Source organism: Pseudomonas sp. Ag1 (assembly GCF_000278565.1).
GTDB lineage: Bacteria > Pseudomonadota > Gammaproteobacteria > Pseudomonadales > Pseudomonadaceae > Aquipseudomonas.
Genome location: NZ_AKVH01000077.1, coordinates 1 through 14,505 on the forward strand (window position 1 = coordinate 1; position 14,505 = coordinate 14,505).

Annotated in this window: 12 protein-coding genes and 2 pseudogenes; 5 read left to right on the plus strand and 9 right to left on the minus strand. The window is 60.9% G+C overall.

The features are described from left to right. The first annotated feature begins 245 nt into the window (after positions 1-245). Positions 246-605, plus strand: a complete 360-nt coding sequence (locus A462_RS25850) for a PilZ domain-containing protein (RefSeq protein ID WP_008432342.1) — start codon at positions 246-248, stop codon at positions 603-605. 16 nt (positions 606-621) lie between these two features. Here A462_RS25850 and A462_RS25845 read toward each other — a convergent pair whose 3' ends face one another. The 6 genes from A462_RS25845 to A462_RS25820 are packed head-to-tail and all read right to left on the minus strand — an operon-like array spanning position 622 to position 7,277. Next, positions 622-1,953, minus strand: coding sequence for a DUF58 domain-containing protein (locus A462_RS25845; RefSeq protein WP_008432344.1), 1,332 nt, complete (start codon positions 1,951-1,953; stop codon positions 622-624). 7 nt (positions 1,954-1,960) lie between these two features. Further along, complete coding sequence (locus tag A462_RS25840) at positions 1,961-2,941, minus strand: AAA family ATPase (protein ID WP_008432346.1); 981 nt, start codon at positions 2,939-2,941, stop codon at positions 1,961-1,963. Continuing rightward, the gene (locus tag A462_RS25835; protein ID WP_008432348.1) at positions 2,938-4,095 is read right to left on the minus strand and encodes a DUF4350 domain-containing protein; all 1,158 of its coding nucleotides are present in this window, start codon (positions 4,093-4,095) and stop codon (positions 2,938-2,940) included. Before A462_RS25835 ends, A462_RS25840 begins: the two co-directional genes overlap by 4 nt. Then, a complete protein-coding gene (locus A462_RS25830) occupies positions 4,092-5,621 on the minus strand; it encodes a DUF4129 domain-containing protein (RefSeq protein WP_008432350.1) in 1,530 nt (509 codons plus the stop codon). The genes A462_RS25835 and A462_RS25830 overlap by 4 nt, the downstream gene beginning before the upstream one ends. Next, entirely contained in the window at positions 5,608-6,588 is a 981-nt protein-coding gene (locus tag A462_RS25825; RefSeq protein WP_003214164.1) for a stage II sporulation protein M, read from the minus strand. The genes A462_RS25830 and A462_RS25825 overlap by 14 nt, the downstream gene beginning before the upstream one ends. After that, on the minus strand, positions 6,585-7,277 hold the full coding sequence (locus tag A462_RS25820) for an RDD family protein (protein ID WP_003214165.1): 693 nt from the start codon (positions 7,275-7,277) through the stop codon (positions 6,585-6,587). The genes A462_RS25825 and A462_RS25820 overlap by 4 nt, the downstream gene beginning before the upstream one ends. A gap of 189 nt (positions 7,278-7,466) precedes the next feature. Between A462_RS25820 and sbcB the strand changes: the two genes are divergently transcribed. Continuing rightward, on the plus strand, positions 7,467-8,894 hold the full coding sequence (gene sbcB, locus A462_RS25815) for an exodeoxyribonuclease I (protein WP_003214166.1): 1,428 nt from the start codon (positions 7,467-7,469) through the stop codon (positions 8,892-8,894). Between the two features lie 90 nt (positions 8,895-8,984). Here sbcB and mvaT read toward each other — a convergent pair whose 3' ends face one another. After that, positions 8,985-9,359, minus strand: a complete 375-nt coding sequence (gene mvaT, locus A462_RS25810) for a histone-like nucleoid-structuring protein MvaT (RefSeq protein WP_008432352.1) — start codon at positions 9,357-9,359, stop codon at positions 8,985-8,987. A gap of 349 nt (positions 9,360-9,708) precedes the next feature. Here mvaT and purU point away from each other — a divergent pair, with 349 nt between their 5' ends. Both purU and A462_RS0132320 read left to right on the plus strand, forming a co-directional pair. Beyond that, positions 9,709-10,557, plus strand: a complete 849-nt coding sequence (gene purU / locus A462_RS25805; RefSeq protein ID WP_003209762.1) for a formyltetrahydrofolate deformylase — start codon at positions 9,709-9,711, stop codon at positions 10,555-10,557. 84 nt (positions 10,558-10,641) lie between these two features. Then, positions 10,642-10,842, plus strand: a complete 201-nt coding sequence (locus A462_RS0132320) for a hypothetical protein (RefSeq protein ID WP_023659227.1) — start codon at positions 10,642-10,644, stop codon at positions 10,840-10,842. 10 nt (positions 10,843-10,852) lie between these two features. Here the strand turns inward: A462_RS0132320 and A462_RS35175 are convergent. Then, positions 10,853-11,616, minus strand: a pseudogene (locus A462_RS35175) (methyl-accepting chemotaxis protein). 141 nt (positions 11,617-11,757) lie between these two features. Further along, positions 11,758-12,741: pseudogene (locus A462_RS35180) on the minus strand (HAMP domain-containing protein); the annotation flags it as partial. A gap of 196 nt (positions 12,742-12,937) precedes the next feature. Here A462_RS35180 and A462_RS25800 point away from each other — a divergent pair. Then, complete coding sequence (locus tag A462_RS25800) at positions 12,938-14,416, plus strand: helicase HerA-like domain-containing protein (protein ID WP_008432355.1); 1,479 nt, start codon at positions 12,938-12,940, stop codon at positions 14,414-14,416. Positions 14,417-14,505 lie beyond the last annotated feature (89 nt).

Below are 14,505 nucleotides of genomic sequence, written 5' to 3' on the forward strand. Positions count from 1 at the left end.
TCGAGGTCATGACCGAGCTGATGGCCAAGCATCACGAGGCTCCCGCCTCAATCCAGTAACTGTGTTGCACTCAGCTCCTGCAACCGCCGTTTCTATTCAAACGGATGGCGTTCCCGGATTTGGCAGCTGTAAAAGTGGCAACCCGTTTGCGGTTGTCGCACCGATATCCGGGGAGAGCGGGCCTTCAGGCTCGTTTCGAATCACTGGAGCGGCCACATATATGGCCATTGGATGGCGACCTCATCATGTTTACTCACCGACGGATCGAGCGGCATCAGTTACCTTGCTTCCTTCAAGTGTTCAATCGCCTGACGGACAAGCCAATCGGCTATCTGGGCAATGTTTCCGAGCAGGGCCTGATGTTGATCAGCCAGTTACCCATGATGGTCGATGTGGAGTTCGAGCTGCGCTTGAAGATCCCCGGGCCTGAGGGTGAGGTGCAGGCGGTAGACCTCACGGCCACCTGCCTGTGGTGTCATGAGGATATAAACCCCCAGCATTACGATTCCGGGTTCAGCATATCCCAGGCCCCTGCCGAATATGGGGAGGTGATCAGCGCGCTGCTGGATTACTTCAGCTTTGATCCGTTGCAGGCCTCTGCCTAGGTGCTGCATCCGGCGTTCATAGCGCGCCGGCTTTTTTCCAGCCCAGGTAGCGGGTCACCAGGGCGGCACCCAGGTCCGAAGGCAGTGTGTCCAGTACCGACAGCCCGTGGGCGTTCAAGCGGTCGTGGAGCTCGTCCCGGGTATTGAGATAGTTGATCGTGCCGCAGTAGGCCAGGGCTTCGGGCAGGGTTTGCACGGGAGCCTGGCGTAACTGGTCAAGGACCTCCTCCCGCAGGCTTGCGACCATTACCCGGTGCTGGCGGCTGATGCGCTTTACGGCGCTGAGTAACTCTTCATCTTCCTCATCCCGCAAATTGGTCACTACGATCACCAGCGAGCGACGTTTCTGCCGGGCCAGCAGTTGGCTGGCGGCCGCCTGGTAATCGGCCGTACGCCGGGACGTGTCCAGGTCATACACCGCATTCAGCAACAGGTTGAGCTGGCCACTGCCCTTGACCGGCGCCAGGTAGCGCGGCTGGTCGCAGGCAAATGTGCACAGCCCTACGGCATCGCCCTGGCGCAAGGCTACATAACTGAGCAGCAGGCAGGCGTTGAGCGCGTGGTCGAAGTGCGACAGTTCGGCGTCCTGGCTGCGCATACGGCGGCCACAATCGAGCATGAACATGATCTGCTGGTCGCGCTCGTCCTGGTACTCCCTGGCAATGGGCGTGCGTTGCCGGGCGGTGGCTTTCCAGTCGATCTGGCGCAGGCTGTCACCTTCGCGAAACTCACGCAGCTGGTGAAACTCCAGGCCCAGCCCACGCCGTTGCCGCTGGCGTACGCCCAGCTGGTTGAGCCAGTTGTCCACCGCCAGCAACTGCGCGCCATACAGGCGTGCGAAGTCCGGGTAGACCCGGGTGGCGTCGCTGACGTCGATCAGGCGCCGGGCCGACCATAGCCCCAGGGCGCTGGGCAGATGCACTTCACAGCGGGTAAAGCTGAAATGCCCGCGCCTTTGGGGCCTTAGCCGATAACCCAGTTCACTGTGCTCGCCGGGCCGCAGTTCGATGGACTGCGGCAGGTCCTCCACCGCCAGGCCGTCAGGCACATGATCGAATACCTGGACCACCAACGGCTGGGGATAGTTGTGCTCCAGGGTTACCCGCACTTCCCCCCAGCGCCCCAGTGCCAGGCTGCCGGGCATCTGCCTTCGCACGCGCGGGGACGGCCGGCGGCGCAGGCGGCTGGCATCCAGCAGGGCCAGCAGCAACAGGGCCAGCAGCAGGCCCCACGTCACTGAGTGCAGGGCGTCTGGCACCTTGACCTGTAGCGCCACCAGTGCGCCGAGCAGGATACTCAGGCCCAGCAGTACACCGAGCCAGGTCAACAGCAGGCGGGTTGGTCTCATGGGCGTCTCATTGGCGTGGCGCCGGGACTTGGTCCAGCAATTGCCGGAGCACCTGGTCGACTTCCAACCCGTCGATATCCAGCTCCGGGGCAATACGCACCCGATGGCGCAACACTGCCAGGGCGCAGCCCTTGATGTCGTCCGGGGTCACGAACTCGCCCCCGCGCAGCAAGGCCCGCGCCCGTGCACCGCGAACCAGGGCGATGGAGGCCCGGGGCCCGGCGCCGATGGTCAGGCCCGGCCAACTGCGCGTAGTGCGGGCCAGGCGCACGGCGTAGTCGAGCACCTGCTCATCCAGCGCCAACTCGCTGGCAATCTGTTGCAACAGCAGCACGTCTTCGGCTTGCAGCACCGTGCGCAGCGGCTGTACGTCGAGCATGTCGGCTCGGGACGAGCGGGTGACTTCGCGCACCATGTCCAGTTCCTGCTGTGCCTCGGGATAGTCCATGCGCACCTTGAGCATGAAACGGTCCAGTTCGGCTTCGGGCAACGGGTAAGTACCTTCCTGCTCGATGGGGTTCTGGGTGGCCAGTACCATGAACGGCTGGCCGATGGGCAGCGCCTCGCCTTCAAGGGTTACCTGGCGTTCCTGCATGGCTTCCAGCAACGCTGCCTGGGTTTTCGCCGGGGCACGGTTGATCTCGTCAGCCAACAGCAGGTTGGTGAACAACGGTCCCTTGCGCAGCTTGAACTGTTCGGTATGCAGGTCGTATACGGCATGGCCGGTCACGTCGCTGGGCATCAGGTCCGGGGTGAACTGGATGCGCGCGAACTCGCCTCCAAAACAGCGTGCCAGCGCGCGTACCAGCAAGGTCTTGCCCAGGCCGGGAACCCCTTCAAGCAACACATGGCCGCCCGCGATCAACGCCGTGAGCACGTCATCGATCACCGGGTCCTGACCGATAACCGCCTTGCGCAGTTCGACGCGCAAGGCCTGGGCCAGTTGGCTGGCGCGCTGAATCGGGTCAGTGGCGGGAAATTCGCTCATAGGGCATTCCTGAGGGTTTGCAGGCAGGCCACCTGGCGGCTGAAATCGGCGCTGGAGAGCCGTTTCGTCGCAGGTGGGCCAAGGGCCTGGCTGATAACAAGGGAGGGTTGGCGGGTCAGGCGTTCAAGCACCCGCAATTGTTCGGCTGTATCGAGGTGTTCGAACCCGGGATGACGGCGCCGAGCGGTGCGCTGGATGTCGCGCTGCAAAGCTTGCAGCAAGCTGTCTTGCCCGCTGCGGCGCAACAGGAAGTCGGCACTGGCGTTCAAGTGTTCCTGCAATTGCCGCCGTGCCTTGGGCGCCGGTTGCCGGATCGGACCCTGGCGCAGGCTGGCGTGCCAGAGGCCCAGGGCGATCAGTGCGGCAAGTGCCACCAGTGCCTGGGGGAAGTAGCGCAACAACAGGCTGAACAGGTCCTCGACATCAGTGTTGAACAGCAGTGTGACCTGGGTGCCCTGGCTCAGGTACCAGAGCAGCCACGCGTTATCGTGCAGGCCGATGCCCGGGTTTTTCCACAGGTCGCTGTCGGTGACCACGGTCACACGCCCTTGCCCGAGGTTGACCTGCATCAGGTGCGTCGACCGGGCGCTGTTGGCCGAGAATTGTGCCAGGTGCCTGGGGTCGGTGAGGTTGAAGTCGGTGTCGAAGCTGAAATAGGCCGGCGCTGTTTCGTTGTCCACATAGAGTTTGGTCAGGTCCGGCGTTGTCTTTTTACGCGCGGGTGCCGGAGCGTCGAATTCTTCACTGAAGGATTGGTGTATCTGCACACGATCCAGCAACAGGTCGCCACTTTCACCGGTGTCCTCATCCCACAGCGCTTCGGCTACCAGCAGTAGATGGCCGCCAGCCCGGGTCCACTGCAGCAATTGATCAATCTGGGGCGGGCTCATGTTGCTGCGCTCGCCCAGCAACAGCAGGCTGTTGCCCTTGGGCGAAAGGCTGGCCAGCCGTTCGAGGCTGTTGGCATGTTCCACCACCAGGCCCTGCTGGCGCAGAAAGTGTTCAGCTGCCAGGTAGGGGTTGGCCAGGGCTTCGGGTGAAGGGCCGCGATCGACCACTTCCTGATAAGGAATCGCCGTGTGCCAGGCATAAAAACCGCCTGCTGCCAGCAAGCCCGCGACCAGCAGCCCGACCCACAGCAACGGCCGGTTCATTGCGCCGCTCCCGAGCCGAACAGGGTTCGCCAATCGCTGCATAGCTGTTGTTGCGCCAAGGCAGGCGGCAGGCGATGGCCATAGGCAAGGTTTTGCCAGTAACGGGTCAGCTCACCGCTGAATGCCAGTAGCTGCGGTTGTTGCAGTTGGCGGATACGTTCCAGGACTTCACCTTCCGTGTCGGCACTTTTCAGCGGCAGGTTGAAGTCGTGCAGCAAGCGGCTGAGCAACCCACGGTAGAGCAGGCCGAGGGCTTCCCGGGGCTGTGTTGCCCACAGCTGTTCGGCGGCGTCTGCGATGTCTTCGGGCAAGGTGTCAGCCCCCAGTTCAAGGCCGAACAGCTGCGAAGGCACGGGTTTGGCAGCCTTGGGTTTGCGCGGGCTGCGGCGGCTGACAAAGGCATGCAGCCAGTCGCGGTAGCGCCAGATCACCAGTGCCAGGCCACCTGCCAGCAATCCCCAGAGCAGTACTTCAAGGCCCTTGGCGATGTGCTTGAACGAATCACTGTTGAGGTTTTTCAGCAATGCTTCCAGCCAGGCTGGCAGCTTGGCATCACCTGCCGCTTTGTTTTTGTCGGCTGCTTTATCCTCGCCGAAGCGGTAGCGAGTGAGCGTTTCCGGGTTCTTGAACGGTGGCTGCTCCAACAGCGTCTTGATCGAGTGACTGGCCGATTGTGTAGTCAGCGGCGTTTGGGGAACCGGTTCATCAGCCCATGCCGATGGGATCGGCGGAATCAGCGTCAGCCCGGCCACCAGCAACAGCAGCGACGCCACACCGCTCAGGCGCTGGCGCATTCGGCGGAACACCAGTTCCAGGTCCCAGGCTTCCAGCACCGTGCGGCGGTTCAGGTAAAGGCTGAAGCCACAGGCGACATAGATCGGCTCCCAGAACACCAGGATCAAGGCGTAGAACATGTTGGTCAGGTGCTCCAGCCAACGCCAGTCGTGGCCGGCGGTGAGCGCCAGTTGCTGCCAATCCCAGTCGCGTTCGACCTCTTGCGGCAGGAAGAAATAGAACACGGCCATCAACCCGAACCACAGGGCGATTTCCAGGTGCACCCCGATCAGGGTCAGCCAGCGCGCGGCGCCTGCGTTGCGCTGCTGCAACACCCCGAGACGTTGTTGGCGCGCCTGGCCTTGCAGCCCTTCGAGCTGGACCACCGGCATCTCGAAGCTACGGCTGAGGCTGAAGCGCCGCCAGGTCAGGCTGGCCAGCAGTTGGCCCTTGAGCAGCCGCGGCGATTGGCGCAGCGCTTGTTTCAGGCTGGGTGTTTCGCCGAACAGGGCCTTGGACAGGATATACAGTGGCAGGCGGTCGAATGCCGGTTTCAACCACCAGAACAGCAACAGCGCGGTGGTGGGGTGATTCCACAGGAGCACGCTGAACAGGGCGAAGACCGGCAAGGTCACGATGGCCCAACTGCTCATCAACAGCAGCCGGTGTTCCCGGGCCAGCAGGATGCCGAGGTCCATGGCCTCCCAGGAGGTACGCGGGCGGATCACGACGCTGGCATCACTCAGGCGCATGGCGATTCCGTCCGGCAAACAGCAGGTAGGCCGCCATCAGCAACCACAGGGCGGTGCCGACCAGGTACTTGACCCACGGCGCCACGGCATTGGTGGACGACCAGTACGCCTCGATAAACGCGGCGATCAGCAGGAACACCATCACACCACAAATCATTTGCACACTTTTGCGCGCGGCCAGGCGCAGGGATTCGCCTCTGGTGAGGGGCCCCGGTGCAATCAGCGCCCAGCCCAGTTGCAGGCCAGCCGCGCCAGCCAGGGCAATTGCGCTGAGCTCGAAGGCGCCATGGCCGATGACAAATGACCAGAACGTTTGCCCGTAGCCGATTTGCGTCAGGTGCCCGGCAACGGCGCCAATGATCAGGCCATTGAAGAACAGGAAAAATACGCTGCCCAGGCCGAACAGCAGCCCGGCGGCAAAGGTCTGGAAGGCGATACCGATGTTGTGCATCACGTAGTAGCCGAACATCATCCAGTCTTCGCTGGAAGCGCGTTCGGCTGCCCGGCCCAGGCGGCTGGCATCGGGGTTGTACATGGCCTGCATCTCGGCCACCTGCCGAGGGCTGACGATGCTGTAGATCAAGTCCGGAAACAGGTACACCAGCAAGGCAATGCCGAGCAGGCTGCCAAAGAACAGCAGGCCGGCAGCCAGCACAAATGGCCATTGCGCGCGAACCAGCCTGGGGAAATCGGCCAGCAGGAAGCTCAGCACGTTTGCCCCCATCCGGCTGCGATGACGATACAACTGTTGATGGCCGCGCAAGGCAAGCTGCTGCAACGGGTCCACCAGGTAGCTGCTGTAGCCGCGCTCCTGGGCCAGGGCCAGGTGCTGGCACAACTGCCGGTATTGATGAGGGAAGTCGACGAAGTCGGCGCCTTTGGCTTTGCCTTTCTCCAACTGCGTCAATTGCTCGGCAAAGGCTTGCCATTGTGGCTGATGGCGGCTTTCGAAAAGACTCTGTTTCATGCTGGCCCCAACAATCCGCGGGCCACACCGTTGAGTTCTGCCACGGCGCGGGCAGGGGAGACCTGCAGGGGCGTGGCCAGGATAGCGGCCAGTTCGTTGACCCGTTCGGCCGACAGTTCGCCCTGGCGTTCGGCGAAGCTGAGAATCGCCCGTTGTTCGTTCAGCTCAAGGGCGAACGGCAGGCGCAGCGCCGGGGCCTGGGGCACTTGCGGGCGGGAAAGCGGTTGTTCGCGGTAGATCACCAGAGTCCCGGCCGCCAGGTCGCCCAGGCGCTTGAAGTTGGGGTGTTGCAGGCAACTGATGGCGCCGAGGAAATAGCCGAAGGGCAGCATGTCGACAAAGCGCAACAGGTTACGGATCAGCGAGGCGGACCAGCCGATGGGCGTGCCATCGTCCTGTACCACCCGCAGGCCCATGACCTGTTTGCCGGGCGAGCAGCCCTGGTTGAGCACTTCGAAAAGCACCATGTACCACCAACTGACGAGGAACAGCAGCAGCGAACCCAGGCCAATGCCCAGGTTGCCGAGAAAGGCCAATGCGATAAACAGGATGCCGAGAATCAGGCCGCGCAAACCCAGGTCGAAGGCAAAGGCCAGTGAGCGTACCAGCAGGCCGGCCGGGCGCAGGGGCAGGTCGATACCCTCCGGGGTCTCGATCTGGTAGCGGGTATCCAGTGGCGCAGGTGGCATCGCGGTCCTTGGCAGTGCGGCGCTGGCGCCTGGGCGGCAGCGGCGGGGTTGGAAAGACCGATGCTAGCAGTGTCGACGGTGGAAGCAACCACTCAACGATTTACTGAATATTTGTACAGGCAACACAGCGCTGGCCCCCGATGCCTGCAAGCGCCTAGACTTTGCCGGTCTTCAGCACAGGAATAGCCCGTGACCACCATTTTCTGGTACGACTATGAAACCACCGGCATCAATCCGCGTACCGACCGCCCGCTGCAGGTAGCCGGTATTCGCACCGACCTCGAGCTTAACGAGGTCGGGCCGCCGGTCAATCTCTACTGCCACCCCAGCGACGATATCCTGCCGCATCCGGCAGCGTGCGCGATCACTGGCATCACTCCCGGCGTGCTGGCGGAAAAAGGCCTGGCCGAAGCCGACTTCATGACCCGGGTGCACGCCGAGCTGGCCACCCCGGGCACTTGCGGGGCCGGCTACAACACCTTGCGTTTTGACGATGAGATGACGCGCTACAGCTTGTACCGCAATTTCTTCGATCCCTATGCCCGGGAATGGCAAGGCGGCAACAGCCGCTGGGACCTGATCGACGTGGTGCGCACTGCCTACGCCCTGCGCCCTGACGGGATCGTCTGGCCGGAACAGGACGGGCGCGTCACCCTCAAGCTTGAGCGGTTGACGGCCGCCAACGGCATCGACCACGGCCAGGCCCACGACGCCTTGTCCGATGTGCGCGCCACCATCGCCCTGGCCCGGTTGATCCGCGAGAAGCAACCCAAGCTCTATGACTGGCTGTTTCAACTGCGCAGCAAACAACGGGTCATGGACCAGGTGCGGTTGTTGCAGCCGATGGTGCATATTTCCGGTCGTTTTTCTGCCGAGCGTCATTACCTGGGGGTGGTGCTGCCGCTGGCGTGGCACCCGCGCAATCGCAATGCATTGATCGTCTGCGACCTGGGGCTCGATCCGCAAGGGCTGTTGGACGAGGACGCCGATACCTTGCGCCGGCGCTTATATACCCGCCGCGACGAACTGGCCGAAGGTGAGTTGCCGGTACCGCTCAAGTTGCTGCACATCAATCGTTGCCCGGTGGTCGCACCGTTGAGCGTGCTTCGGCCGCAAGACCGCGAGCGTTTGCAGCTGGATATGGATGAGTGTGATGCGCGGGCCCTGCGGCTAAGCGACGCACAGGAACTATGGCGCGATAAACTGGCGGCGATTTACGCCGAGGAAGATTTTGCGCCAAGCGCCGATCCCGAGCAGCAGCTATACGATGGTTTTATCGGGGATCGTGATCGACGTTTATGTGAGCAAGTGAGAGTCGCCGAGCCGGCGCAACTAGCGCGCCAGCAATGGCCTTTCGATGATGAACGTTTGCCTGAATTATTATTTCGCTATCGTGCACGCAACTTTCCAGACACCTTGAATAGTGAAGAGCAACAACGCTGGAGAGTTTTCTGTCAGCAACGTTTGTCAGACCCTCAATGGGGCGCGCCAAACACCCTTGAGGGTTTTAAGCAGGCGTGTCTTGAGTTGGCTGTTAGTGCCACACCGTTTCAGCGCCAGGTGCTTGATGAATGGCAGGAGTATGTTGATGCCTTAGCGACTCGAATGAGTCTGTAATCAGCTTCCCGGTAAAATACGGACAATAAAAAACGCCAGCAAGCTGGCGTTTTTTATTGCGTTGCGTATCACGCAGCGTCCTGGCGAGGCTTAGCCCAGCAGGGTAGCCCAGCCTTCAACCACGTCGCCGCCCCACTTGGCTTTCCACTCTTTCAGAGTCTTGTGGTTGCCACCTTTGGTTTCAATCACTTCGCCGTTGTGCGGGTTTTTGTATTGTTTAACCTTGCGTGCACGCTTGGTGCCGGTAGTTTTTACGGCGCCACGTGGAGCCTTAACTTTCGAATCCGGATCCAGCAGCGCGATGATGTCACGCAGGGATTTGGAGTATTCGCCCATCAGGGTGCGCAATTTGCCTTCGAATTCCAGCTCGGTTTGCAGTTTGTCGTCTTGGGACAGGTTCTTCAAACGGGCTTGCAGCTCTTTGATAGCTTCTTCGGTGGCGCGATATTCGTTGATCAGGGACATGGGGACTACCTTATGCAGGGCGCTGGGTGAAAGGGGATAGTGGCTCAATAATAGTCAGACAGTTTGCCCAAGTAAACATTTAAGGCCGCATTTATGTAATTTACTTTGGTTGTTTGTGGCAAAAGCGTGGAATTGAGTTAATTAGTAAGGGGGATGGCCTAAAGATACTCTGGTTAAGTCTTGGCGTACTGCCGGAGTCCACGCGTTTGCACACATAGTGGGGAAAAACCTTACGCTATTAAGGGGCAGGGTTGACGCAGCCGATCAGAATAAGCGTTGAGGAATACTGCAGTTTTTCTGCGCAATCGCTAGAATGGCGGCCTTTGCGAAGTTCTGGAGTTTCCCCCTAATGCGCACTTTTCGGCTGGTGATTGCTTGCCCGGACCGGGTTGGCATCGTTGCCAAGGTCAGTAACTTTCTGGCTTCCCACAACGGTTGGATCACCGAAGCGAGCCATCACTCGGACAATCTCAGCGGCTGGTTTTTCATGCGTCACGAAATTCGTGCCGATACGCTGCCCTTTGGTCTAGAGGCATTTCGCGAGGCATTTGCGCCGATCGCTGAAGAGTTCTCGATGACCTGGCGCATCACCGACACGGAACAGAAAAAACGCGTGGTCCTGATGGCCAGTCGTGAGTCCCACTGCCTGGCAGACCTGCTGCACCGCTGGCACAGCGATGAACTGGACTGCGAGATCTCCTGCGTGATCTCCAACCACGACGACCTGCGCAGCATGGTCGAGTGGCATGGCATTCCGTACTACCACGTCCCGGTCAACCCGCAGGACAAGGAGCCGGCCTTTGCCGAGGTCTCGCGCCTGGTCAAGCAGCACGATGCGGACGTCGTGGTACTGGCGCGCTACATGCAGATTCTGCCGCCGGAGTTGTGCAGTGAATACGCTGGCAAGGTGATCAATATTCACCACAGTTTCCTGCCATCGTTTGTGGGTGCCAAGCCGTATCACCAGGCATCCCTGCGTGGCGTGAAGCTGATCGGTGCAACGTGCCACTACGTCACCGAAGAGTTGGACGCCGGTCCCATCATCGAGCAGGACGTGGTGCGTGTCAGCCATAGCGACAGCATCGAAGACATGGTCCGTTTTGGCCGTGACGTCGAGAAGATGGTGCTGGCTCGCGGCCTGCGCTATCACCTGGAAGACCGGGTGCTGGTGCACGGCAACAAGACTGTCGTGTTCTGATTGAAGTGTTTTGATTGAAGAATGAAGGGCCTGGGCGTTAAATCGCTACAGGCCCTTTTTTTGAGCGCGGGTGAGGACTGGAGCATGAGCGATCCACTGGACAAGGCGACTTCCAAAGCCCCCGCGACGCTGGGAGAGGGTTGTTTGAGTCGATATGACCCGGATGACCTGAGCAGTGAGGACGGCACCGAGTTTCCAGGCGCCGCCGAGTTGTGGGAACAATTGCAGGACACATCCGAATTGCCTGAAGAAAAGGCGTCAGCGGCTGTGCAAGGCAGCCGCTGACCCGGCGGGATCAAATCCGGAAACTACCCACCAGTTGTTTCAAGCGCGCCGCTTGCTGTTCCAGGTCGGAACAGGCCCGCAAGGTTGATTGCAGGTTTTCCACACCTTCCTGATTGAGGGTGTTGATCTCGGTGATGTCCATGTTGATTGACTCCACCACCGAGGTCTGTTCCTCGGTAGCGGTGGCTACCGACTGGTTCATCCCGTCAATTTCGCCGATACGCTGGGTCACGCTGTTCAGACGCTCGCCCGCCAGGTTGGCGATTTCCACACTGTCCTGGCTGTGCCGCTGGCTTTCGCTCATGGTGCTGACCGAATCCCGGGCGCCGACTTGCAGCTCCTCGATCATCTTCTGCACCTGCTGCGCCGACTCCTGGGTGCGGTGCGCCAGGTTGCGCACTTCATCGGCCACCACCGCAAAGCCGCGCCCGGCTTCCCCGGCCCGTGCGGCTTCAATCGCCCGTTGAGGGCCAGCAGGTTGGTTTGCTGGGAAATGCTGGTGATCACTTCCAGAATCTGCCCGATGTTCACTGTCTTGCTGTTAAGCGCTTCGATATTGGTGCTGGAGGCGCTGATCATCTGCGACAACTGGTTCATCGCCTTGATATTGCGTTCCACCACTTGCTGACCGTCTTCGGCCAAGTGCCGGGCATCGCTGGCCTGGTTGGAGGCCTGTGCGGCGTTGCGGGCGATTTCCTGGGCGGCGGCCCCCAGCTCGTTGATCGCGGCCGCGACGCTGTTGGTCCGGTTGGCCTGCTCGTCGGAATTGACCATCGAGGAATTGGAGGCGCTGACCACCCGCAGGGCCACTTCATTGACCTGCTCGGTGGCCGAGGAAACTTCGCGAATCGAGGTGTGAATCCGCTCCACGAAACGATTGAAAGCGCTGCCAAGCACGCCGAATTCGTCGTGGTTCTGGATGGTCAGGCGGCGGGTCAGGTCGCCTTCACCGTCGGCGATGTCTTCCATGGCGCGGGTCATGACGTGCAGTGGCTGCAGGAGGATGCGAATCAGCATGCCCAGCAGGGCGATGATGATGACCACGGCGATGATCGTGGCGATGATCGCCGAGGTGCGGAATTCGCTGAGCATGGCGAAGGATTTATCTTTATCCACCGACAGGCCGAGGTACCAGTTCACCGAGGGCAGGCCCTTGATCGGGGTAAAGGTGACGATACGTGTCTTGCCGTTTACCTCGACTTCACTGAAGTCGCTGCTGATCCTGGGGGTGTTGTTCGGATAGACGTCGGCCAGGGTTTTCATCACCAGGCCCTTGTCCGGGTGTACCAGCACTTTGCCGTCGGCACTGACCAGGAAGGCATAACCCATGCCGCCGAAGTTCAGGGCACCGATGTTGTCTACCAGGGTTTGCAGGCTCAGGTCGCCGCCCACCACGCCGACACTCTGGCCGGCCTTGGTGCTGGGGGTGGCGATGGAGATGATCAACTGGCCGGTGGCCGCGTCAATGTAGGGTTCGGTCAGGGTTGAGCCGTTGCTGCCCTGCGCGCCCTTGTACCAGGGGCGTACCCGTGGGTCGAAGCCGTCGGGCATCTTGGTATCGGGGCGGATGACGAAGCCGCCCTTGCTGTCGCCAAGGTATGTGGCCATGAACGAGGACGTCAGGGCCTTCTGTTCCAGGAGGCTGGCGACGCTGGTTGAATCCGGGTTGATGGCGATGTTCTGTGCGGCGCTTTCTATCAGCACAATGCGCCCGGTAAGCCAGGTCTGGATGTTGCTGGCAGTGACATCGCCCATTTCATGCAGGTAGTTGTTCAGGTCGTCGCGAATCGCATTACGCTGCAAGTAGTCGTTGTAGAGGGTAAACAACGCAAAGGCGGCAATGACGACAAGAGCGGCGGCAAGCAGGATTTTATGGCTGAAACGCAGATTTTTATTCATGGCTTGTGGGGTCCGCTATGGTCTTAATATCCGATGCACGTCCTTCTGGGGCGCGCGGAATGGCTGCGTCAAAAAAAGTGTGATATTTCCATCTGCTCCTGCAGGAATTATCCGGCCTGTTTTTCCAAGACTTTTTGGGTCTCTCGCTTTATCTGTATCGACCATTCAGCGCCAAAGATTAACCATGGGTGACAAAATGCCTGACTCCTCGCAACTCATTATTGGTGCAGATCTTCAGGGCCAGCCGATTGCCCAGTCGATGCGCCTGGCCAACCGCCACGGCCTGATCGCAGGCGCCACCGGCACCGGCAAGACCGTGACCTTGCAGCGCCTGGCGGAAGCCTTCAGCGACGCCGGCGTCGCGGTATTTGCCGCCGATATCAAGGGTGACCTGTGTGGCCTGGGCGCTGCGGCCAACCCTCAGGGCAAGGTCGCCGAGCGCATAGCCGGCATGCCTTTCCTTAATTACACGCCCAAGGCGTATCCGGTGACGTTGTGGGATATCCACGGCCAGTCCGGTCATCCGTTGCGCACCACCATGAGTGAAATGGGCCCGCTGTTGCTCGGCAGCCTGTTGGAGCTCACCGACAGCCAGCAATCGGCCCTCTACGCAGCCTTCAAGGTGGCCGATCGTGAAGGCCTGTTGTTGCTGGACCTCAAGGACCTCAAGGCGCTGCTGAACCATTTGCGCTATCACCCGGAGTTGCTCGGGGAAGACGCGGCCTTGATGACCACCGGTTCCAGCCAGGCGCTGTTGCGGCGCCTGGCGGTGCTGGAGCAGCAGGGTGCCGAAGCGTTGTTCGGCGAGCCGGCGCTGCAACTCGAAGACATCCTGCAACCGGCCAGTGACGGCCGCGGGCGTATTCATCTATTGGACGCCAGCCGGCTGGTGCATGAGGCGCCGAAGGTCTACGCGACCTTCCTGCTTTGGCTGTTGGCCGAACTGTTCGAGCAACTGCCGGAACGTGGCGATGCCGACAAGCCGCTGCTGGCGCTGTTTTTCGATGAGGCGCATCTGTTGTTTGCCGACACCCCCAAGGCCCTGCAGGATCGCCTGGAGCAAGTGGTGCGGCTGATTCGCTCGAAAGGCGTCGGTGTGTATTTCGTCACCCAGTCTCCCGGGGACTTGCCGGACACCGTGCTGGCGCAACTCGGCTTGCGCATCCAGCACGGGCTGCGGGCGTTCACCACCAAGGAGCAGAAGTCCCTGCGGGCGGTGGCCGATGGTTTCCGGCCCAATCCGGCATTTGATGCGCTGGCGGTGCTGACCGAGTTGGGTACAGGTGAGGCATTGGTGGGAACCTTGCAGGAAAAGGGGACGCCTGAAGTAGTCCAACGCGTACTGGTAGCACCGCCGCAATCGCGGATCGGGCCACTGAGCGAAGCTGAGCGGGCAGCACTGATTGCCAGTTCGCCATTGCAGGGGCGTTATGACAAGCCGATTGACCGTGAGTCGGCGTACGAAGTGCTGATGGCGCGCAAGGACTTGGGCCCGCAAGAGGATTCGACGCCCGCCGCTGAAGAGCCAAGCTTTACCGACAAGGCCGGTGCGTTCCTCGGTACTACGGCAGGCAAGGCACTGAAATCGGCGATGCAACAGGCGGCCAATCAGATGGGCCGGCAGTTGGTGCGCGGGTTACTGGGGTCTTTGTTAGGCGGCAGCAAACGTAAATAACGATGGGATCAAATGTGGGAGCGGGCTTGCTCGCGAAAGCGGTGGATCAGTCAATATATCCAGTGACTGACACGCCACCTTCGCGAGCA